Origin of the sequence: Rathayibacter sp. Leaf299, assembly GCF_001423055.1 — a bacterium.
Taxonomy (GTDB): domain Bacteria; phylum Actinomycetota; class Actinomycetes; order Actinomycetales; family Microbacteriaceae; genus Rathayibacter; species Rathayibacter caricis.
Genome location: NZ_LMNT01000001.1, coordinates 565088 through 584771 on the forward strand (window position 1 = coordinate 565088; position 19684 = coordinate 584771).

The following is a 19684-nucleotide window of genomic DNA, read 5'->3' on the forward strand; positions in this document are numbered from 1 at the left end:
AGGGGCGTCGATCTCCGGCTCGTCGATTCGAGCACGGCTCGCAGAATCTGCGGAGTTTCGCGAGCCGAACGGGTTCCTGCGAGCCGGAGGTGGCGCAGGGGCGAGCCGTCAGACCAGGCGTCGCCCGCTGAACCGGTCGATCGACGCGTCGCGCGCCATCGCCCGCTCGTACATGCGGTGGAACGGCGCGGTCAGCACGCCGTTGGTGCGGTCGAGCGAGTCCTGCCACGCGACGATCCCGCCCAGCTGCGCAGCCAGATCCGCCCGCAGTGCCTTCTCGTCGACCGTCGTGGACTCGCCGCCCGCCACCACGACCCGGCCGGCCACGATCACCGTGTCGATCGAGGAGCCGTTCTCGGAGTAGACGAGCTGGTTCTCGAGTCGCTGCCGGGGCGTGAAGTTCAGGGTCTCGAGGTCGAACAGCACGAGGTCGGCCTGCTTGCCGACCTCGATGCTGCCGGTGACGTGGTCGAGCACCGCGCTGCGCGCTCCGCCGATCGTGCCGGCCGTGAGCACCTCCGCCACGGTCGGCCACGACGCGAGGTCGGGATCGGTCACCTTGTGGAGCAGGGCCGCGGCCTTGATCACGTCGAGCATCCGCGGGGAGTCGCTGCTCGAGCAGCCGTCCGTGCCCAGCCCCAGGTTCACTCCGGCGTCGTGCAGAGCCCGCCACGGCGCGATGCCCGAGCCGAGCTTGAGGTTCGACAGCGGGTTGTGCGAGATCGACGTGCCGGCCGCCGCGACCCGGTCCATGTCGGAGTCGGTGAGCCAGATCCCGTGCGCGAACGTGGTGTTCCGCGAGAGCGCCCCGATCCGCTCCATGTACTCGACGAGGGTGCCCCCGTACGATTCCTCGCCCGTGACGAGCTGGGTCTTCGTCTCGAGGACGTGGATGTGGCACTCCGCGTCGTGCTCGAGCGCCAGCTCGGTCGCTCCGACCAGCAGCTCGGGCGCGACCCGCTGCGGAGCGGAGGGGGCGACCATGTAGCGCAGCCGGCCCCCGCCGCGCCCGTGCTGGCTCGCGAACGCCTCACGGCTGAACGCGAGGTACCCCTCGGTGGTCGGCCGCGAGGCCGCCCGCGCCGACTCGAGGACGTCCGCCGGCAGCAGCTCCTCGAGGAACGGCATCGTCTCGAAGAACGGCTTGCTGATCACGTGCCCCGAGATGTTCGCCCGGATCCCGATCTCGTCGTACGCGTCGAACACCGCCGCGAGCTGCGCGGCGTCCTGATCCGGGTTCTCGAGCACGTCGTCGACCAGCGTCGTCACGCCGGCCTTCAGCGATTCGAGCGCGAACAGCGACGAGCGCAGCCGCACCAGGTCCGGCGCGACGCGGCTGTCGCCGAGGATCGGGTACGAGAGCAGCATCCACAGCTCGAGCGGCAGGTTGTCGTAGCGCCCCTTGTAGAGGTACTCCCACGAGTGGGTGTGCGCGTTGACGAAGCCGGGGGTGACGAGGCGGTCGCGGCCGTCGATCACCTCGTCGCCCGGCTCCGCGGCGAGCCCCGGGCCGATCGCGACGATCACGTCGTCGACGATCCGGATGCTCGCCGTGATCGGCACGGCGCCCGAGACCGGGTCCATGGTGATGACGGAGGCGTCGGTGATGAGCAGCGGCATGGCGGTTCCGTTCGTGGTTCGAGGTGCGGTGGAGCGTCTGGAGCAGGCGGTGCGGGCGGTCCAGCGGGGGTGAGAGGAGAGCGGAGGGACGGGGCCGGTTACCCGAGGACCGGCTCGGCCGCCCGCGGCGCCCGCTCCAGGGCCTCGCGCCTCTCGACCCAGGCCGTCGCGTCGCGACGTCCGAGCAGAAGGTAGGCGACGCCGGCCGAGACCGCGCCGGCCAGCCACGAGACGTCGATGCCGCCGAGGGCGGTCGAGGCCGGCCCCTGCAGGGCGGGGACGGAGCCGTTCATGAACATCCAGGTCAGCGTCGCGCCGATCGCGAACGAGAGCAGGGCGCGCCAGCGCACGTCCGGGAGCAGCGGCGAGCCCACCGGGGCGAAGAGGTGGCCGAAGGAGCGGACGCGCTTCTCGAAGACCGCGTAGTGCACGAGCACGATCGCGCCCCACGGAGCGACCCAGCCGACGAGTCCGACCAGCCACGCGTCGAGCGTGGTCGCCAGGTCGTCCTGGAAGACGAAGAAGACCGCGGCGGCGAAGGCCAGGACGCCGACGATGAGGCTGAGGGTGCGGCGTCCGAGCCGCACGTCGAGCGCCTGCGTGGCCATGCTGAACGAGTAGATGTTGAGCACGTTCGTCGCGATGGGGCCGTGCACGACCAGGAGCAGCACCGGGATCGCGAGGGCGCCGAAGTTGTCGACGATGAGCTCGCCGGGGTCGACGCCGCCGTTCTTCGTCGCGAGGGTCGCACCGAGCAGGCCGAGCCAGACGACCGGGATGAACTGGCCGAGCACGCTCGCGAAGTACAGCTTCGGCCGCGAGGCGCGCGGGCTGACGAAGCGGGAGTAGTCGCCGGCGTAGGCGAGCCAGGTGAGGCCCCAGCCGATGCCGATCGCGGTCATCACGATCGACATCGCGGCCAGGCGGTCGCCGCCGGTGAGGGCGCCCTCGGCCGGGCCGGCGTAGGACCAGTCGATGTCGAGGAAGAACCACGCGACGACCGACATCAGCGCGAGGACGATCAGGGTCGGCGGCACGGTCCAGCGCTCGAACGCGGCGATCGCGCGGTAGCCCAGGAACGAGATCCCGACCTGGATCGCCATGATCACGGCCGCGACGGCGATCTTCCAGCCGATGTTCGACTCCTCCGGATCGACGAGGCCGACCGAGCCGAGCAGCGCGATGACGAGGTCGAGCACGATCCAGGTGTTGATGGCGCACCATCCGATCACCACGACCGCCTGCACCGCCGCGGGGGCGTAGTTGCCGCGGCGCCCGAAGACGGCCCGGCCGATGAGCATGCCCGTCGCTCCGGTGCGCTGCCCCAGCAGCACGAAGAAGCCGAAGACGGCCATGCCGACCACGTTGCCCAGCACCAGGACGGTGACCGTGTCCCAGAGCCCCAGGCCCATGTTCACGCCGAGGGCGCCGAGGACCCAGTTGATCGGGGCGATGTTGGCGCCGGCCCAGATCCAGAACTGGCCGTCGAGGCGGGCGGTGCGACGGGAGTCGGGGAGGGGCGCGAGCGCCTCCTCGGAATCGGCGGTGCCGTGCAGGGCGTCGGTGCTCATGGCGGATCCTCTCGGAGTGAGGTGGAGCGGTGGGGGAGCGGGGGGCGCCGGGCGGACGTGGTGCGGGAGGTCCTCGACCGGCGGTGAGGCCACTTTGCTCCGGACCGGTTTCGCGCGACGCGCCCCCGTGTAAATTCGCCGTGACGCGAGAGGACGTTCTGTATGGCCTACCTGCTCCTGGACGCCCTCCGCGACCCCCTGCTCTCCGCCGCCCTCCCCGTCGTCGTGGCCGGAGGCGACCCGGCGCTGCGCGCGATGATCCGCTGGGCGCACGCGAGCGAGCAGCTCGACGTCGGACCGCTCCTCCTGGGTGGCGAGCTGCTGCTGATGGAGGGCGTGCACCTGGCGTCGGACCAGGACCCCGCCGAGTGCCGCCGCTACGTGGAATCCCTGGTCGCGGCCGGAGTCGGGGCCCTGGCCGTCGAGCTCTCGCCGCGCCTGCCCGAGGTGCCCGCGCCGCTCGTGGCGGCCGCCGACCGGCTCGGGCTCCCCGTGCTCTCGCTCGCGAAGCGGGTGCCGTTCGTGCAGGTGTGCGAGAGCATCAACACCCGGCTGACCGAGCAGAAGTTCCGGAGTCTGCGGCTGGCGGACAGACTGTCCGGTCGCCTCGGCGAAGCGGCGGCCGGGGAGGCGACGGTGGAGGAGCTGCTGCAGGTCGTCGCCTCCGAGACGGGCGCGAGCGCCTCTCTGGTCTCCGCGACCGGCGAGCCCCTCGCGCGGGCGGATCCCGGCGGGGGCATCGACACGGCCAGGACAGCGGGCGCCTTCTCGGGAGTGCTGCACGCCGGCGACTCCCTGCTCGGCACCCTGTACCTCCGCGCGCACGTCGACGCCGACGTGCACTCGGTCGCGGTGGCCCTGGATCGGGCGCCCGACGTGCTCGCGATCGCGGTCCTCCGGAACCGGCCTCCGTCGGTCGACGAGCGGCTCGCGGCGCAGCTGATCGCGGTGCTCAGCGCTCCGCAGCCGCCCAGCACGCTGGATCTGCAGGTCGACGCGTTCCTCGAGCGGCTCGGTGCGGGCGGGCGCGAGCGCTACCTCGGGGTCTCGGCTGACGTCGAGCACGACGAGCGGGTGCTGCGGGAGGTGCGCGGCGCCCTGCGCGCGGTGGGCGAGTCGGAGCCGGTGCTCAGCGTGGTCGGCACGGAGGTCCTCGCGCTGCTCGCCTTCTCGACGGTGGCGGCCATGGAGCGGGCACGCGCCGAGCTGCTCGTCAGGGCGGCCGGTATGCACGCCGGCCAGGTGTGCGTCGGGAGCGGCATCGGCGACCAGCGCTCGCTCCAGCGGGAGCTCGCCGAGGTGCGGGGGGTGCGCGAGTGGGCCCGGCCCGGGGGCGTGATCGACGCCCGCCAGCACCGGCTCGAGCGCTTCGCCAGCGCCCTGCGCGAGGCGCACGAGGCCGACGACTTCGTCGAGGACCTGCTCGGGCCCCTCCTGGCGCAGCGGCCGGACCTGCTGCCGACGCTCGAGACCTACGCCTCCCTCTGGGGCGGGAAGACGGCCACCGCGGCGGCGCTCGGCATCGGGCGGCAGACCCTCTACGACCGCCTCGAGCGGATCGAGGACCTCCTAGGCCCCCTCGACGCCTCGCCTGCGCGCACCCGCGCGATCATGACCGCCGTCTTCCTCCGCGGCGCCCGAGCGGCCCTGCCGAGCTGAGGGGAGCCGCGTCGAGCGGAGTCACGCGACCCCGATCGACGCGACCGCCCGTCACTCCTTCTCGTCGACGATGTCGGTGTCGGTCTCGTCGGCGCGGTCGCGCAGCGCATCGGCCATCGCTCCGGCGCCCTCGGCTCCGTGGTCGTGGTCGACCTGCTCGACGAGGCCGCTGAGCTTCTCGTCGTTGGTCGCGTCGTCGCTGCCGTCCATGACCGGCCGGCTCTGCTCGTTCTCGCTCATCAGTGGCCTCTCTCGTCGCGTCCACGGAACGGGCGCGGGAGTCCGACGCTACGACTCCGGGCGGATCCGCGCCCGTCCTTGACCCCCGGGCGAGGGCGTGGGAGGGCATCGGCGGGCCGTGGACAGGGCCGGTCGAAGTCCCCAGTTCGGGTGGGGATGCACTCCTGCTAGGCTCCGATCCGTCTCGCACTACGCAGGTTGCTCGTGAACCCTGTGGTGACCGCCCCCTCACCATCGGCTCCCCCCGACCGGAAGCAAAGGAACGCCGTGGCGTCGTATCTGTTCGTCTGCTCCGGCGGCGGCCACCTGTCGGAACTGCACACGCTGGCCGAACAGCTCCGGATCCCGGTCGAGGAGCAGTTCTGGGCGACCCCCGAGGGCGGACTGAGCCGCAGCCTCCTGGCGGGGCGCGAGGTCGCGGCACTCCACGAGGCGCCGCCGCGCGCGGTCGTCCCGCTGCTGCGCAACGTCCTCCTCGGCCGGCGGATCCTGCGCAGCCGCCGGTTCGACGCCGTCTTCAGCACCGGAGCGAGCCCCGCGCTCTCGATCCTCCCGCTCGCGGTGCTGCAGGGGATCCCCGCGCACTACATCGAGAGCGCCGCCCGGGTCGACGGTCCCTCCTTCTCGGGTCGCATCCTCGCCAAGCTCCCCGGCGTCGCGACCTACACGCAGTACCGCTCGTGGGCCGATGCGCGCTGGCGCTTCGGCGGGGCGATCTTCGAGAACTACCACGTCGAGGACGTGCCGCCGCAGCCCATCCGCCGCGCCGTCGTCTCGGTGGGGACGCAGGACGGGTACCCCTTCTCGCGCTTCTTCGAGTCCGTGGTGCCGCTGCTCGAGGGTGTCGAGGTGCTCTGGCAGACAGGCATGACCGACGTCTCCGGCCTCGGCATCGACGGGCGGCCCTCGGTGCCGCACGGCGAGCTCGTGGCGGCGATGGCCGAGGCCGACGTCGTAATCGCGCACGGGGGCGTGGGCACCGCGCTCAGCGCCATCGAGCAGGGCCGCGTCCCGATCCTCGTCCCGCGCCGCCTCGCGCACGGCGAGCACGTCGACGACCACCAGGTCCAGATCGCGGCGCGACTGGCGGAGTCGGGCCTCGCGGTGCACGCGGAGGCGGGCGAGCTGACCCGCGAGATCCTCGAGCGCGCGGCGAGCCGCCGGGTGGTCGCGGCGACCGAGCGGCCGAGCTTCGTGCTGCAGACCTCGGTGCCGAACCCCCGCTCGCGGTGGCGGCGGCTGACGTCGCTCCTCGGCGGACTCGTCCCCCGCCGGGCCCGGGGCTGAGGTGCCCCCGGCCCCTCGGCCGTGCATGGAGACGGCCTGCCACGTAGGATCGGCGGGCGAGTGATCTCGCAGAGCCTCGGGGCGGCTCGGACCGTTCGGCCCCGCGCCACACACCTCGACCGCCTGTGAAGGACTCCGCCATGACCCGACCCCAGTCCCCCCGGATCTCCCGACGAGCGCTGCTGCTGTCGTCGGCCGCCGCCGCAGGAGTGGGAGCGACCCTCGTCGTCGCGTCGCCGGCCTCCGCCGCACCGAACTACTCGGTGATCCCCCGACTGCCGGGCGAGATCTCGCGCACGGACACCGTGGTCTCGCGGGTGGGCAAGAAGAAGTACGAGGTCGTCGACGTCGTCATCTCGGGCGATCGCGCCCGCCTGTTCGTGCCGCACTCGGCGAAGCCGGGGTCCTCGGTCTCGATGATCTGGTACTACCACGCGAGCGGGAGCAACTACGCGGCCCTGTCCGGCGCGTACCAGTACTCGGCCGACCAGGCCGTCGACCAGGGCCTCGTCTCGATCTGCCCCAACTACGGCGGCTCGCTCTACACGAACCCCGTCGCGCTCGCCGCTCAGACGAAGGCGGCGGCGTGGGCGTCGTCGGTGTGGACGGTCTCGGCTAGCCTGCTCCGCTCCAACTCCGGCGGCGGCACGCTCCTCGCCTGGGCGTACGGCAAGCGCATGGTCCCCGCGATCCGCGGCGCGTACCACGCGAGCGGCTCGTTCGACATGGAGGACCTGGGCCGCCGCGATCCCTCGCGCGTCCTGCCGATCTACGGGAACGACCCGGCGGCCCTCCGAGCCGCCAACCCCCTCCGCCTGCCCGAGTCCGCCTGGGCGGGCGCGCGACTGCGCGTCACCGGCTCCTCCGAGGACGAGCTCGTGCCCCTCGAGCTGCACGGCGGGCGCTTCTACCGCCGGGCGCTGCCCCTCGCGAAGGAGGCGACCATCGTCGCCCACTCGGGGGAGGGCAGGGAGAACGGCCACACGGTGCCCTCCTCCACCAACGCCGACATGCTCACGACCTTCCAGCGCTGGCTGCGGGAAGGCCCGGCCTGATCGATGGCGGAACCGGCACCCCTTCGGATCCTGAGTGACACCTGGTACGGACGGGTCGTGGGCGCGGACGTGGCAGGCACGAACACGAGCGCGCTCCGTCGATGGCGGACCACGCTGCGGATGTGCCTCCGCAGCCGCGACTACGACCTCGTGCTGACGTCGCAGGGGACCCGTCGGATCGGCGGTGTCGTCGTGCTCGCGGGCTTCCTGGCCCTCACCGGACGCCGCCGGCTCGTCCTCACCGAGTTCATGCCGAGCACGGTCCGTCCCGGGCTCAAGGGCGCCGCGGCCGTCCGTCTCTACCGGCTCCTGCTGGGCCGTGCGGTCGCGCGCATCCAGGTCATGACCGAGTGGGAGCGGGAGGAGTACGCCGAGCGCTTCCGCATCCCGCCCGAGCGCATCGTGCACGTGCCGTTCTACTGGTTCGACGACCGCGTCCCGCCCGCCGAGCCGACCGCTCGCAGCGGCGCGATGGCGTCCGGGCGCAACTCCTGCGACTGGGAGACGTTCTTCGCCGGACTCGGCGAGCAGGGCGTCCCCCTCACCGCGGTGTGCGATCACCGCGACGCCGAGAGTGCGCGGCGATCGGCGACCCCCGGCAGCACGGTGCTCGTCGAGGTGCCCCGCGAGGAGCACGACCGGCTCCTCTCCTCCAGCGAGCTCTACGTGCTGGCTCTGAAGGACACGCGCAAGAGCACCGGGCACGTGCGCCTCGCCTCGGCGGCCACGCGCGGCACCCCGGTCATCGCGTCGGACGTCGCGGGGATCCGCGGCTACGAGCACCTCGCGGTGGCGGTCGTCCCGCCCGGGCGGCCCGAGGAGCTCGCCGAGACGGCCGCGCGGCTGCTGGCCGATCCGGCCGGTCTGCGAGCCCGAGCGGAGGAAGTGGGTCGGATCGCCCGGTCCCGCCCCTACAGTCGTTACGTCGAGGAGATGCGCTCCTTCGTCCTCGGCTCCCCGATCCTCTGCGCCGTCCGGTGACGGCCGGGGTCCCCGCTCCACCCCGCCTCCGATCGCACCGCCGGCCTCCGCACCGCCCGCGCCCCCTCCTCCCGCTCCGACTCCAGAAGGATCCACGACCGTGATCGATCTCCTGCCCCGTCGGCTCGTCGTCGCCGGTGTCTTCTCGTTCGCCACCATCGTGGTGGCCGGCCTGCTCTACGTCATGACCACGCGCTCCATGACCGGGAGCGCCAGCCTCGTCGTGCTCGCCGCCGGCGGGATCGTCGGAGCGGTCGTGGTGCTCCGGGTGCCCGCGCACTGGCTCCCCGCGCTCGCGCTGGCCCTCTTCGCGATCGTCCCCTCGCCCCTCACCCCGTCCGGCTTCACCTTCCGCGTGACGCTCTGGGCGGTCGTGCTCGTCGTCTGGGTCCTGCGCCGCGCCCTGTCCCCCGAGCTGTGGCGGGCTCCCATCCGGGAGTGGACGAGCGAGCTGGTGCTGACCGCGCCGCGCGCGATCGCGATCCTGAGCGGGTTCGCGCTCCTCGCCTGGTCGGCCGTCGTGTCGCTCCGCTCGGAGTACGCCTCGGCCGGCGTCTCGTGGATGATCAGCATCGCCGTCTGCGTGATCCTCCCGCTCTTCGTGTTCGACGCCCAGCGCGAGGCCGTGCTGCTGCGCAAGACCTGGGTGATCCTCGCCGCCGTCTTCGGCTTCTACGCCTGCATCGAGCTGGTCCTGCAGGGCTCGCCGCTGTACGGCACCGTCTACGAGATCCTCGGCCGCGAGTCGACCCAGCACTGGTCGCTCTACCGGGCCGAGGCGACCTTCGGCCACCCGCTGCTCGCAGGCACGTTCTTCACCGTCGGCGCCGCCCTCGGCTTCGGCGCCTGGCTGCAGGGCTCGCGCCGCTCCGACCTCATCTGCGCGATCATCGCCGCGGCCGGAGTCGTCGGCACCGTCTCGCGCGGCCCCATGGCGGCGGTCGGCATCGCGATCGCCGTGACCCTGGTGGCGGTGGCCTTCATGAACCCGAACCGGTCGCTCTCGCGGCCCGGCTCCATCGCCGTCGCGGGCATCATCGCGGCGGTCGGAGTGCTGAACTTCGAGCCCGTCACCGCCCGCAACAACAACCTCGACGCCGCGATCTCGGCCGACGCCCGCGACGAGGGCATCACGGTCGCGCTGCAGGCGGCCGACTTCTCGAACTGGCTCGGCTCCGGCGCGGGGACCTCCGGCATCACCGGCCGCCTCTTCTCGGAGGTCGTCATCGAGAACTCGTTCCTGCAGCTGCTGATCAGCGTCGGGATCCCGGGAGTGGTCTTCTTCCTGATCTTCGTCGGCGCCCTCGCCGCCAGCGCCCTCTCGAAGAAGGACGTCGCGCCCGCGACGGCCCTGCTCGGCTTCCTCATCTGCCTCGCCGGCTACAACGCGATCGACGCGGTGCGCCCGAGCCACCTCCTCCTGGGCTTCCTCGTGATCATCTGCCTGAACCCCGTCCACGTGCCCGAGTTCTCCAAGGGGATCCGGATGCGCCGCCAGCCGCGCGGTGCCCGCATCTTCGACGCCCCGGTCACCGCCAGGAGCGGACGATGACGCGCGGGCGCGACGGCGCCGCGAACCTGGTCGTCCAGCAGTCGCTCGCACCGCCGGACGACACGACCCAGTACGTCGACTCGATCGTCGACGGGCTCGCGCCCGGCGTCGAGCTCCTCTTCTTCTCGTGGCGGAGCGCCCTGACCGCCCGCTACGACGTGCTGCACGTGCACTGGCCCGAGCTCATGATCCGCGGCCGCAGCCGGAGCCACCGGTTCCTGCGCCGCCGGGCCCTGGACGTGCTGCTGGTGCGCCTCGCCCTGCGGCGGATCCCGCTCGTGCGCACGGTGCACAACGCCGAGCCGCACGAGAAGGGACCCGTGGCGGAGCGGCGCTCGCTGCGGCGCATCGACAAGGCGACCGACCTCTTCGTCCGGCTGAACCCCACCACGGTCACCCCGGCCGGAGTCCCGGCCGTCACGATCCTGCACGGGCACTACCGCGACCAGTTCGCCCGCCACCCGCAGCCGCCGTCCGAGCAGGGCCGCCTGCTGTACTTCGGCATCATCCGCCCCTACAAGGGCGTCGTCGAGTTCATCGACGTCTTCCGCGGAGTCGAGGACCCGACGCTCTCGCTGCACGTCGTGGGCAGCCCCAGCGCCGGTCAGCGCGAGCTCGTGGAGGAGCGCGCCGCGCGCGACGACCGGGTCTCGGCGACCCTCCGCCGGGTCGACGACGACGAGATGGTCCGGGAGATCGCCCTCGCCGAGCTCGTGGTGCTGCCGTACCGCGAGATGCACAACTCCGGCTCGATCCTGGTGGCGCTCTCGCTCGCCCGGCCCGTCCTCGTCCCGAGGACCCCCGCCAACTCCGTCCTGGCCGAGGAGGTGGGCAGCGACTGGGTCATCGAGTACGACGGCGAGCTGACCCCCGAGACGATCACGGCCACGATCGCCGACCTCCGCGCCCGCCCCCGCACCGGGACCCCGGCCCTCGCGGGACGCGACTGGGACAGGCTCGGACTCCAGCTCAAGGAGGCGTACCAGGACGCCGTCACCAGGAAGAAGAAGTCGAAGCGATGAGCGCAGCGCCCAAGGCCCCCGGCAGTCTCGGTCGCTCGGCGACCCGCGGCGCCGCGGTCACGATCGGCGGCCAGGCCGTCCGGATCGTCATCCAGCTCGGGAGCATCGTCATCCTGGCGCGCCTGCTCGCGCCCGCGGACTACGGTCTGATCGCCATGGTCACGGCCATCATCGGCATCGGCGAGATCTTCCGCGACTTCGGTCTCTCCTCCGCGGCCATCCAGGCGAAGGAGATCAGCCGCGGGCAGAAGAGCAACCTCTTCTGGATCAACTCCGCGATCGGCCTCGTGCTCACGCTCCTGGTGATCGCGGCGTCGTGGCCGGTCGCCGCGCTGTACGGCGACCCGCGGCTCCAGCTGCTGACGGTCGCGCTCTCGTCGACGTTCCTCCTCAACGGAGTCGCGACGCAGTTCCGCGCCGACCTCGCCCGCCACCTCCGCTTCGTGAAGCTGACCGCGGTCGACATCGCCGGCCAGGTCATCGGCCTCGCGCTCGGCGTGATCCTCGCCCTGTCCGGAGCGGGCTACTGGGCGCTCGCCGCGTCCCAGGTGGTGCAGCCGCTGGTGGGAGTGATCGTCCTGATCGCGATCACGGGGTGGCTCCCCGGCCGCTACCGCCGCGGCGAGCCGATGAAGGCGTTCCTCCGCTACGGCGGCGGCGTCTTCGCGACGCAGGCGCTGACCTACGTCAGCAAGAACGTCGACTCGGTCATCATCGGCGCCCGGTTCGGCCCGGTCGACCTCGGTCTCTACAACCGTGCCTTCCAGCTGATGATGCTGCCGCTGCAGCAGCTGAACGCGCCCGCGCAGCGGGTCGCCCTGCCGGTGCTCTCGCGCCTGCAGGACGAGAAGGAGCGCTTCCGCACCTTCATCCTGTTCGGCCAGTCGGCGATGCTGACGGTGATGGGCCTCGTGCTCGCGGTGCTGGGATCCCAGGCCGACTCGGTCATCCGGATCCTGCTCGGCGAGCGCTGGCTCGCCTCGGTGCCGATCTTCCAGATCCTGCTCGTCGCCGGCTTCTTCCAGGCCACCGCCTACTGCTCGTGGTGGGTGTTCCTGGCGAAGAACCTCGTCCGCCAGAGCGTCTGGTACAGCCTCTGCACCCGCCCGCTGATGGTCGTCCTGATCCTGGTCGGCTCGAACTGGGGCGTGACCGGAGTGGCCGTCGCCTACGCCGCGTCCCTCGCCCTGACCTGGCCGATCGCGCTGCTGTGGATCGGCCGCACCTCCGACGCACCCGTGGGCGAGATGTTCCTCAACGGACTGCGCAGCCTCGTCGTGTTCGGCAGCATCACGGTCGGCGCGTTCTTCGCGACGATCGCGCTCCCGGCCGACGTGCCGATCCTCCGCCTCGCCGTCGGCGTGGCCGCGGTGCTCGTCGGGGTCGGCCTGTGGATGCTCGTCCTCCCCGCGTTCCGCCGCCAGATCCTCGGGCTCGCCGATGCCCGCCGCCACCTCAAGCGCGCGCCGAAGGCCGCCGCCGCTCCGGTCCCCACCGACGAGCCGACCCTCGAGTCGGACCCCGCCGCTACCCCTAGTGAAAGAGACCGATGAAACTCAAGCTCGGCGTCGTGAAGTCCTGGAAGAAGGACTTCGTCACGACCACGCTCCTTCCCGCGAAGCGCGACGCGAAGGTCTTCCGGGCCGCCGTGTCGTCGCTCCCCGCCGCCCCCTCGGCGCACCTGCTGCTGGCCGCGCCGGGCAGCGGCAACATCGGCGACCAGGCCATGCTCGAGGCGTTCCTCGAGAACACCTCCGGCCCGGTCGTCATCATCGAGCGCTTCGCCGGTGATGTCGTCGTCCCCGCCGACCAGGCCGATCGCGTCGAGGTCGTCGTCCTGCCGCACCTCGTCTACGGAGTGGGGGAGGACCACGCGGCGGACCTCCGCCGTTTCGCCGAGCTGGTGCGCCGCGCGAGCACGTTCTCGGTGATCGGCGCCGACATGATGGACGGCAAGTACAGCCTCCGCGGATCCGTCCGCCGCTCCCTCCTCGCGCAGCTGGCCGCCGAGGCCGGCGTGCCGACGCGCATCCTCGGCTTCAGCTGGAACGGCAGCGCCCGCCTGGCCGCCAAGCGGAGCCTCGCCGCCGCGTCGCGCGCCGGCGCCGTCCCGATGCTGCGCGACCCGGTCTCGGCCGAGCGCGCCCGCGGCGACCGCGCGAAGGGCGTCGTCGAGGTCACGGACATCGTGTTCTCGGCCCGGACGCGGGACCGCAGCGCCCGCGACGCGCTCGACCTGCCCGTCGGCGTCCCCTACGCCCTGGTGAACGCCAGCGCCCTCGTGGCGAAGTCGGTCGACCAGGTCCCCGAGTACGAGCGGATCGTGGCCCGGCTGCGCGTTGCGGGCGTGCACGTCGTCCTCCTGCCGCACGTGTCCCGTCCGATCGGCGACGACAAGGTCGCCGTGCGCGCGGTGGCCGAGCGCGTCGGTTCCGAGGGCGTCACCGTCGTCGACCGCGTGCTGTTCCCCGCCGAGATCCGCGGACTCGCCGAGGACGCGCTGCTGGTCGTCACCGGCCGCATGCACCTCGCGATCATGTCGCTCTCGCTCGGCGTGCCCGCGATCACGCTGGCCACCCAGGGCAAGGTCGAGGGCATCATGCGCCTCATCGGCCTGCCCGAGCTCTGCGTCGAGCCCGTGCCGGGCTTCGCGGACGCGGTCCTCCCCGTGCTCGACCGGATCCTCACCGGACCGGAGGGGGGCGGACTGCGTGCGACCATCGCCGCGGCGCTGCCCGAGGTCACCCGGCTCTCGGCGCTGAACACCCAGGGACTCGACTCGGAGGTCGTCAAGTGAGCACGACAGCACCGTCCACCCGCCCGAACCGCATCATGTTCGTCGTGACCTCGCTGCACGGCGGTGGGGCCGAGTTCGTCGCCCGCACCTGGATGCAGTGGCTGCTCGACCAGGGCTACCACGTCGACGTCGTCACGACCTCCTCCAAGGCCACGGACGAGTACCTCCCCGAGGGTGCCGTCCTGCACCGCATCGGCGCCGGCACCGGCCACGTGGGCAAGGCGAAGATGCTCAAGGAGCTCTTCCAGCGCCGCACCCCCGACGTCGCCATCGGCCTGCAGGGCTACCCGAACATCGTGCTCCTGGCGGCCGCGGAGACCACTCCGAAGCGCTACCGCCCCAAGACGATCGTCAGCGAGCGGAACCTCGTCTCGCTGGGGATCCCCGGGTTCTCGAAGGTGCAGAAGGTGCAGCTGGGTCTCGCGAAGACCCTGTACCGCCGCGCCGACCACGTCATCGCGATCTCGCACCCCGTGGCGGGCGAGCTCGTCGCCGGCTTCGGAGTCTCGGGCGAGCGCTGCACCGTGGTCCCGAACCCCGCGACCGCCAAGGTCGACCTCACGCAGCGCGTGCACCGCGTGCCCGGCGCGGCGAACGGACTGCAGATCGTGCTGCCCTGCCGCCTCGTCGTGCAGAAGCGGCCCGAGCTGGCGATCCGCGCGGCCGAGGAGCTCGGCCGCCGCGGCGTCGACGTGCGCGTCGTCTCGTTCGGCGGCGGGCCGCTGCTCGACAGCATGCGCTCCGAGGCGACCCAGCGGAACGTCGTCTTCGAGGACATGGGCTGGGTCGAGGACTGGTTCACCCACTTCGACGAGAACGCCGTCGTGCTGCTCCCGTCGCTGCGCGAGGGCTTCGGCAACGTGCTCGTGGAGGCCGCGGCCGCCGGAGTCCCGTCCGTCGCCGTCTCGGGCGCCCTCGGCGTCGCCGACGCGATCGTCCCGGGTCTCACCGGCGAGCTGTCGCTGACGGCGTCCGCCTCCGACCTCGCCGACGCCCTCCTCCGGGCGAGCGAGCTCGAGGTCACCGGAGTCGAGCGCTGGCTCGACCGCTTCTCGCTCGAGTCCAGCGGGCGCGCTCTCGAGATCGTGCTCGCGCGAGTGATGGCGCAGCCGTGACCTCCGCCGACACGCTCGTCTCGATCGTGCTGCCCTGCCACCAGGAGGAGGAGCACCTCGCCTCGGCGCTGGAGCGGCTCCTCCGGCAGACCCACGACCGGATCGAGATCCTGGTCGTCGACGACGCCTCCACGGACCGGACGGGCGAGATCGCCCGCGCCGCCGCCGAGCGCGACGCGCGCGTGCGCCCGCTGACCCAGGAGGTCAACGCCGGAGTCGCGGCCGCTCGCGAGCGCGGCGTCGGCGAGGCCCGCGGCGAGTGGATCTGGATGGTCGACGCCGACGACGTCTGGCCGGACGACGCCGTCGAGGTCCTGCTGGCCGCGGCGCTGTCGACGAGGGCCGACGTGGTCGTGGGAGGCGCCGTCACGGTCGAGCCGGGAGGCACGACTCCGATCGGGGGCCTGCGCGGACCCGTGGCGCTGAGCGGCCGGGGCGCGTTCGACGCGCTCCTCGTGGGCGAGCTGACCGGGCACCTCTGGAACAAGCTGTTCCGCCGGACCCTGTTCGACGGCATCGACTTCACGAGGATCCGGCAGCACTCCGACCAGGCCCAGGTGGCCCAGCTCCTCGCGGCGGCCGACGAGGTCGCCGTCATCCCGGACCGGGTGTACGAGTACCACCTCCGCTCGGGGTCGATCATCCGCTCGGGTGCGAAGCGGGCCGACTCGCTCGCGGCGCTCGCCCGGGTCGTCGAGTCGACGGCCGAGGGCCTGGACCCCCGTCTGACGCGGTCGCCGGAGTTCTCGTACTACCTCGCGCGGTTCAACCTGCTGTCCCGCTTCAAGGACGCCACGTCCGGGGCTCACGAGGCCGGCGAAGCGGACCGACTCTGGCGCGAGACGCACGATGAGGCGTCCCTCCGGCACCTGATCGCGCTCGCCGGACGCCGCGATGCGAAGCGCGCCGTGCTCTTCGCGCTCGCCTGGGGAGCTCCCGCGCTCTACCGGCGGGCGATGGACGCGGGTCGCGCCCGACGGTGACCGACCGGCGGCGCCCTCACGAAGGGGGACGCCGCCGGAGGCTCGGCGGGAGCGGTACCACGTGTCCCCCCGAATCCTCGCAAGTAGGTGTGAGTGTCGCGCCTCCCGTAGGCTGGCCGGGTTGCGACGCGTGCCGGGCCCTGCCCGGTCCTGCGGAGCGGCTGGATCCGAGGGTGGTCCGAGAAGTGCAAAGGGGGGTGGAGATGGTCAAGATGATGAAGGCGCCGGCCAATGCTCGGCGCGAGTGGGTCGACTTCGCCAAGGGCGCAGCGATCCTGTTGGTCGTGTATTACCACACCTCGCTGTACCTCGGCGACATCGGCGTGGAGAACACGCTCGGCCGGATCAAGGTCGTCTTCGAGCTCTTCCCGATGCCGGTCTTCTTCCTGGTCTCTGGGCTCTTCGGGAGCCGGATCCCCACGTGGTCCTTCCGCGACCTCTGGCGCCGCAGGCTCTACCCGCTGCTCTGGCTGTACGTGATCTGGTCCGTGCTGCGCATGGTCTTCTACCTGGTCGTCCCGCTCGCCAACGGCGGACTGGGCGAGCTGCCCGCGACGGACCCGCTCAACCTCCTCCTCCTCTTCTTCTGGCCCAGCAGCAGCTACTGGTTCATCTACGGCCTCTTCCTGTTCACCCTGGGGGCCTGGCTCCTGCGTAAGGTCGATCACCGGGTGCAGGTCGCCTTCGCGGCGATCCTCGGCACGCTGTTCACCACCGGTCTGATCAACACGACCAACGTCGGGTGGAACCGCATCGGCGCCCTGTTCGTCTTCTTCCTGGTGGGGACCCTCTACTCGAAGAAGATCATCGATTTCGTCGAGCAGAAGGGCGCGAAGGCCTACCTCATCGTGACGCCGGTCTTCCTCGCCCTCAGCGTCGTGCTGTTCGTCTTCCCCGTCCGCTGGGTGCCGTTCCTGGTGCTCGCGGCGCAGATGGCGGCCGTCGCGATGGGCATCCTGGTGTCCCGCTCGCTGTCCCGCGTGCGGTTCCTCCACTTCGTCACCACGTGCGGCGAGCGGAGCCTGCACATCTACCTGCTGCACCTGTACGTGATCGTGGCGAGCATCACGTTCCTCCGCTTCGCCCTCCCCGAGGACCGCTCGCGGCTCGCCGGGCTCGAAGTGCCCCTCCTGCTGGTCGTGCTGGTCCTCGCCGTCGTGATCTCCCTCTTCGTGACCCGGTACCTCTCGAAGATCCGCTGGATCTACGTGCCGCCGGCGATCCTCGGCGGCCCCGGAGCCAAGCGCAAGCCGCGCCCGGGCACCCCCGCCGTCAGCACCGACGCCCGAGCGACCGATGCCGTGAGCACCCCGGACATCGGCTCCCGCACACCTCCCTCCCCCCGATCCACGAAGGCGGACACCGAAGAGTGACGAAGGCAACCACCTACCGCAGAGCCGGACTCCTGGCGATGGCCCTGGCCGCCGCCGCGACGCTGGCGGGCTGCACGGCGAGCCCCGGCCCGGTCTCCAGCCCGGCCGGCTTCACGACCGAGAAGGCCATCGAGTACCGCTCGATCGACGGCACGTCGCTGAAGGCGGACGCCTGCCTCCCGACCGGCGAGACCGGGCCGCTCCCGGCCCTGGTGATGATGCACGGCGGCGGCTTCGTCGAGGGCGCGCGGAACGAGGGCGGCATGTCCGAGCTCTGCGCCTACTACGCGCAGCGCGGCTACGCGTCCTTCACCATCGACTACCGCCTCCTCCCCGAGAGCCTCTACCCGGGGCAGATCGAGGACGCGCAGGCGGCCGTGGAGTGGCTCCGCGACCCGGAGCAGGTCGAGCGCTTCGGCATCGACCCCGCCCGCATCGGGGCGATGGGCAGTTCCGCCGGCGCCATCATCGCCGCGTCCCTCGGCACCGCGGGCGAGGGCCCGCTGACCGAGGGCTCCCGGGTCAAGACGGTCGTCGCCTTCTCGGCGGTCGCCGACATGACCGAAGCGGGCCTCACGCTCGGCGATCCCGCCCCCGAGGCGGAGCAGCAGATCGTCTCGTACCTCGGGTGCGAGTCCGTCAGCGAGTCCTGCCCCCAGGCGGTCCCCGCGTCGCCCATCACCGCGGTCGACGCGAGCGATGCGCCCCAGATCTGGCTCACGTCCGAGGGCGAGCTCGTCCCCGTCGAGCAGGCCGAGGCGATGCAGGCGGCGCTCCAGGGCGTCGGCGTGGCGGCCGAGGTCGGCATCGACGGCGAGCAGCACCACGGTCTGCAGAACAACACGCCCAACAACAAGAAGGCGATCCTCGCCTTCCTGCAGGCGAATCTCTGATCCACCGCCTCCCGCTGCACCTTCTCCGATGAGCCGCGGAATCCGGCCGAAACATCACGACGCTAGAGTCGGCTCCCGAGTACCCACGGTGCCGATCACGAAAGGGACACCAGAATCATGACCTTGAACGGACTTGTCGCCGGCATCTGGCGGAGGTGGATCGTGATCGTCGCCTTCACGCTCATCGGGATCATCGGCGCCCTCATCGTCAACGCGGTCGTGCTCCCTCAGTACCGGGCCGAGGCCCGCGTCTACGTGGCGGTCTCGACCACGGGCGCCCTCTCGACCAGTGACCGGGTGGCCGCGAACAGCGCCGCTGCGCAGGCGACGGTCACCTTCGTCGCCCTGGGCACCTCCGACACGGTCCTGCAGGGCGTGATCGACAGCCTCGGGCTCGACGAGACGATCGAGGACCTCGCCTCGCGCGTCGAGGTCACCTCGGAGCTCGAGTCCGTCGTGATCACCATCGCGGCCACCGACCCCAACGCTGAGCAGGCGGCGGTGATCGCGAACGCCCTCGCGGCGCAGCTCGACGCCTCCGTGCAGGGCACCGAGACGCCGGCGGTCACGGCCCAGCCCGTGCCGGTCATCCAGCTCGAGGTGCTCAGCCAGGCGATCCCGCCGCTCATCCCCGTGACGGGAGGCCCGATCGTCCTGCTGATCCTCGGTCTGCTCGCCGGTGCCGTGATCGGAGTCGGAGTCGCGATCGTGCTGACCGCGCTCGACCGCCGCATCCGCGACGGCGACGACGTGCGCACCGCCCTGGAGCGCCCGCTCCTCGGCGTGGTGCCGTCGAAGGTCGCGAAGCTCGGCGAGCTGCTCGCCTCGAACCGCATCCCGGCCCGGTACTCGGCCGTCGCGTTCGAGCTGTCCTCGATCGGCCGCGCCCGCTCGGTCAGCTCCTTCGCCCTGGCTCCCGCCACCTCCAGCACGCCGCACATCACGAGCGCCGTGCTCCTCGCCAAGGCGATCGCCGCCGTCGGCTCCTCGGTCATCCTGGTCGACGCCACCGCCGACGGATCGGCCCTCGCCGACGCCGCCGCGGGCCGCCCCGGACTGCGCGACGTCGCGTCCGGCACCGCCTCGCTCGACGCCGCCGTGGTCCGCCGCCAGGACGACGGCATGGACCTCCTCCCCGCCGGTGGACGCAACGCCGCCGCCGCCGGTCGTCCGGAGGCCCTGCGCGCCGTCATCCGCGAGCTCGAGCAGGTCTACGACATCGTGCTCCTGATCACCGGAGTGGTCGGCTCGACCGAGGAGTCGATCGCGTTCCGCGGGCTGGCCGACGCGGCCGTGCTCGTCCTCGTCGAGGGCAAGGTCGAGGGCCGCCAGGCCGCCGCCGACACCCACTGGATCGAGACCGCCGGCACCCCGGTCGTCGGCGCGCTCGTCGTGGCCCGCCGCCGCCTGCAGAAGACGCCCGCGATCGTCTGATCGCCCTCTCCTGAAGCGCGTGCCGCCCGACTCTCCCGTCGGGCGGCACGCGCTTTTCTCGTCTGCGCCCCTCTCGCCGGTCGGGCAGCCCCTCGGGCTCCG

Annotated in this window: 16 protein-coding genes; 13 read left to right on the forward strand and 3 right to left on the reverse strand. The window is 72.1% G+C overall.

Translation table 11 applies throughout. From position 1 onward, the window contains the following. Positions 1-108: 108 nt before the first annotated feature. Both ASF48_RS02500 and ASF48_RS02505 read right to left on the reverse strand, forming a co-directional pair. Positions 109-1620: an amidohydrolase family protein gene (locus tag ASF48_RS02500; RefSeq protein WP_055785872.1), complete on the reverse strand. Its 1512-nt coding sequence runs from the start codon at positions 1618-1620 to the stop codon at positions 109-111. Between the two features lie 98 nt (positions 1621-1718). Next, on the reverse strand, positions 1719-3191 hold the full coding sequence (locus ASF48_RS02505; RefSeq protein WP_055785875.1) for a purine-cytosine permease family protein: 1473 nt from the start codon (positions 3189-3191) through the stop codon (positions 1719-1721). A gap of 162 nt (positions 3192-3353) precedes the next feature. Between ASF48_RS02505 and ASF48_RS02510 the strand changes: the two genes are divergently transcribed. Then, on the forward strand, positions 3354-4850 hold the full coding sequence (locus tag ASF48_RS02510) for a PucR family transcriptional regulator (protein ID WP_055785878.1): 1497 nt from the start codon (positions 3354-3356) through the stop codon (positions 4848-4850). Positions 4851-4901: 51 nt separating this feature from the next. Here the strand turns inward: ASF48_RS02510 and ASF48_RS02515 are convergent, their stop codons facing one another. Further along, positions 4902-5090, reverse strand: coding sequence for a hypothetical protein (locus ASF48_RS02515; protein WP_055785881.1), 189 nt, complete (start codon positions 5088-5090; stop codon positions 4902-4904). A 267-nt stretch (positions 5091-5357) separates the two neighbouring features. Here ASF48_RS02515 and ASF48_RS02520 point away from each other — a divergent pair, with 267 nt between their 5' ends. The 12 genes from ASF48_RS02520 to ASF48_RS02575 all read left to right on the forward strand — a co-directional run bounded on the left by ASF48_RS02520 (position 5358) and on the right by ASF48_RS02575 (position 19582). Beyond that, positions 5358-6377: a glycosyltransferase gene (locus tag ASF48_RS02520; RefSeq protein ID WP_055785884.1), complete on the forward strand. Its 1020-nt coding sequence runs from the start codon at positions 5358-5360 to the stop codon at positions 6375-6377. Positions 6378-6517: 140 nt separating this feature from the next. After that, positions 6518-7432: a hypothetical protein gene (locus ASF48_RS02525; RefSeq protein ID WP_055785886.1), complete on the forward strand. Its 915-nt coding sequence runs from the start codon at positions 6518-6520 to the stop codon at positions 7430-7432. 57 nt (positions 7433-7489) lie between these two features. Further along, positions 7490-8413, forward strand: a complete 924-nt coding sequence (locus ASF48_RS02530; protein ID WP_162238016.1) for a glycosyltransferase — start codon at positions 7490-7492, stop codon at positions 8411-8413. 100 nt (positions 8414-8513) lie between these two features. Continuing rightward, positions 8514-9965 carry an O-antigen ligase family protein gene (locus ASF48_RS02535; RefSeq protein WP_055785891.1) on the forward strand — a complete coding sequence of 484 codons (1452 nt, stop codon included), beginning with the start codon at positions 8514-8516 and terminating at the stop codon, positions 9963-9965. Continuing rightward, positions 9962-10987, forward strand: coding sequence for a glycosyltransferase (locus ASF48_RS02540; RefSeq protein ID WP_055785893.1), 1026 nt, complete (start codon positions 9962-9964; stop codon positions 10985-10987). The genes ASF48_RS02535 and ASF48_RS02540 overlap by 4 nt, the downstream gene beginning before the upstream one ends. Then, the gene (locus ASF48_RS02545) at positions 10984-12540 is read left to right on the forward strand and encodes a lipopolysaccharide biosynthesis protein (RefSeq protein WP_082480934.1); all 1557 of its coding nucleotides are present in this window, start codon (positions 10984-10986) and stop codon (positions 12538-12540) included. The genes ASF48_RS02540 and ASF48_RS02545 overlap by 4 nt, the downstream gene beginning before the upstream one ends. Continuing rightward, positions 12537-13784 (forward strand): polysaccharide pyruvyl transferase family protein, encoded by a 1248-nt coding sequence (locus tag ASF48_RS02550; RefSeq protein WP_055785898.1) that lies wholly within the window; start codon positions 12537-12539, stop codon positions 13782-13784. Before ASF48_RS02545 ends, ASF48_RS02550 begins: the two co-directional genes overlap by 4 nt. After that, a complete protein-coding gene (locus ASF48_RS02555) occupies positions 13781-14899 on the forward strand; it encodes a glycosyltransferase (RefSeq protein WP_055785901.1) in 1119 nt (372 codons plus the stop codon). The genes ASF48_RS02550 and ASF48_RS02555 overlap by 4 nt, the downstream gene beginning before the upstream one ends. After that, on the forward strand, positions 14896-15882 hold the full coding sequence (locus tag ASF48_RS19600; protein WP_055785904.1) for a glycosyltransferase family 2 protein: 987 nt from the start codon (positions 14896-14898) through the stop codon (positions 15880-15882). Before ASF48_RS02555 ends, ASF48_RS19600 begins: the two co-directional genes overlap by 4 nt. A 203-nt stretch (positions 15883-16085) precedes the next feature. Then, positions 16086-17255 carry an acyltransferase family protein gene (locus ASF48_RS02565; protein ID WP_157603027.1) on the forward strand — a complete coding sequence of 390 codons (1170 nt, stop codon included), beginning with the start codon at positions 16086-16088 and terminating at the stop codon, positions 17253-17255. Beyond that, the gene (locus tag ASF48_RS02570) at positions 17252-18148 is read left to right on the forward strand and encodes an alpha/beta hydrolase (protein ID WP_055785910.1); all 897 of its coding nucleotides are present in this window, start codon (positions 17252-17254) and stop codon (positions 18146-18148) included. The genes ASF48_RS02565 and ASF48_RS02570 overlap by 4 nt, the downstream gene beginning before the upstream one ends. Positions 18149-18271: 123 nt before the next feature. Further along, positions 18272-19582 (forward strand): Wzz/FepE/Etk N-terminal domain-containing protein, encoded by a 1311-nt coding sequence (locus tag ASF48_RS02575; RefSeq protein WP_162240150.1) that lies wholly within the window; start codon positions 18272-18274, stop codon positions 19580-19582. The last annotated feature ends 102 nt before the right edge of the window (positions 19583-19684 follow it).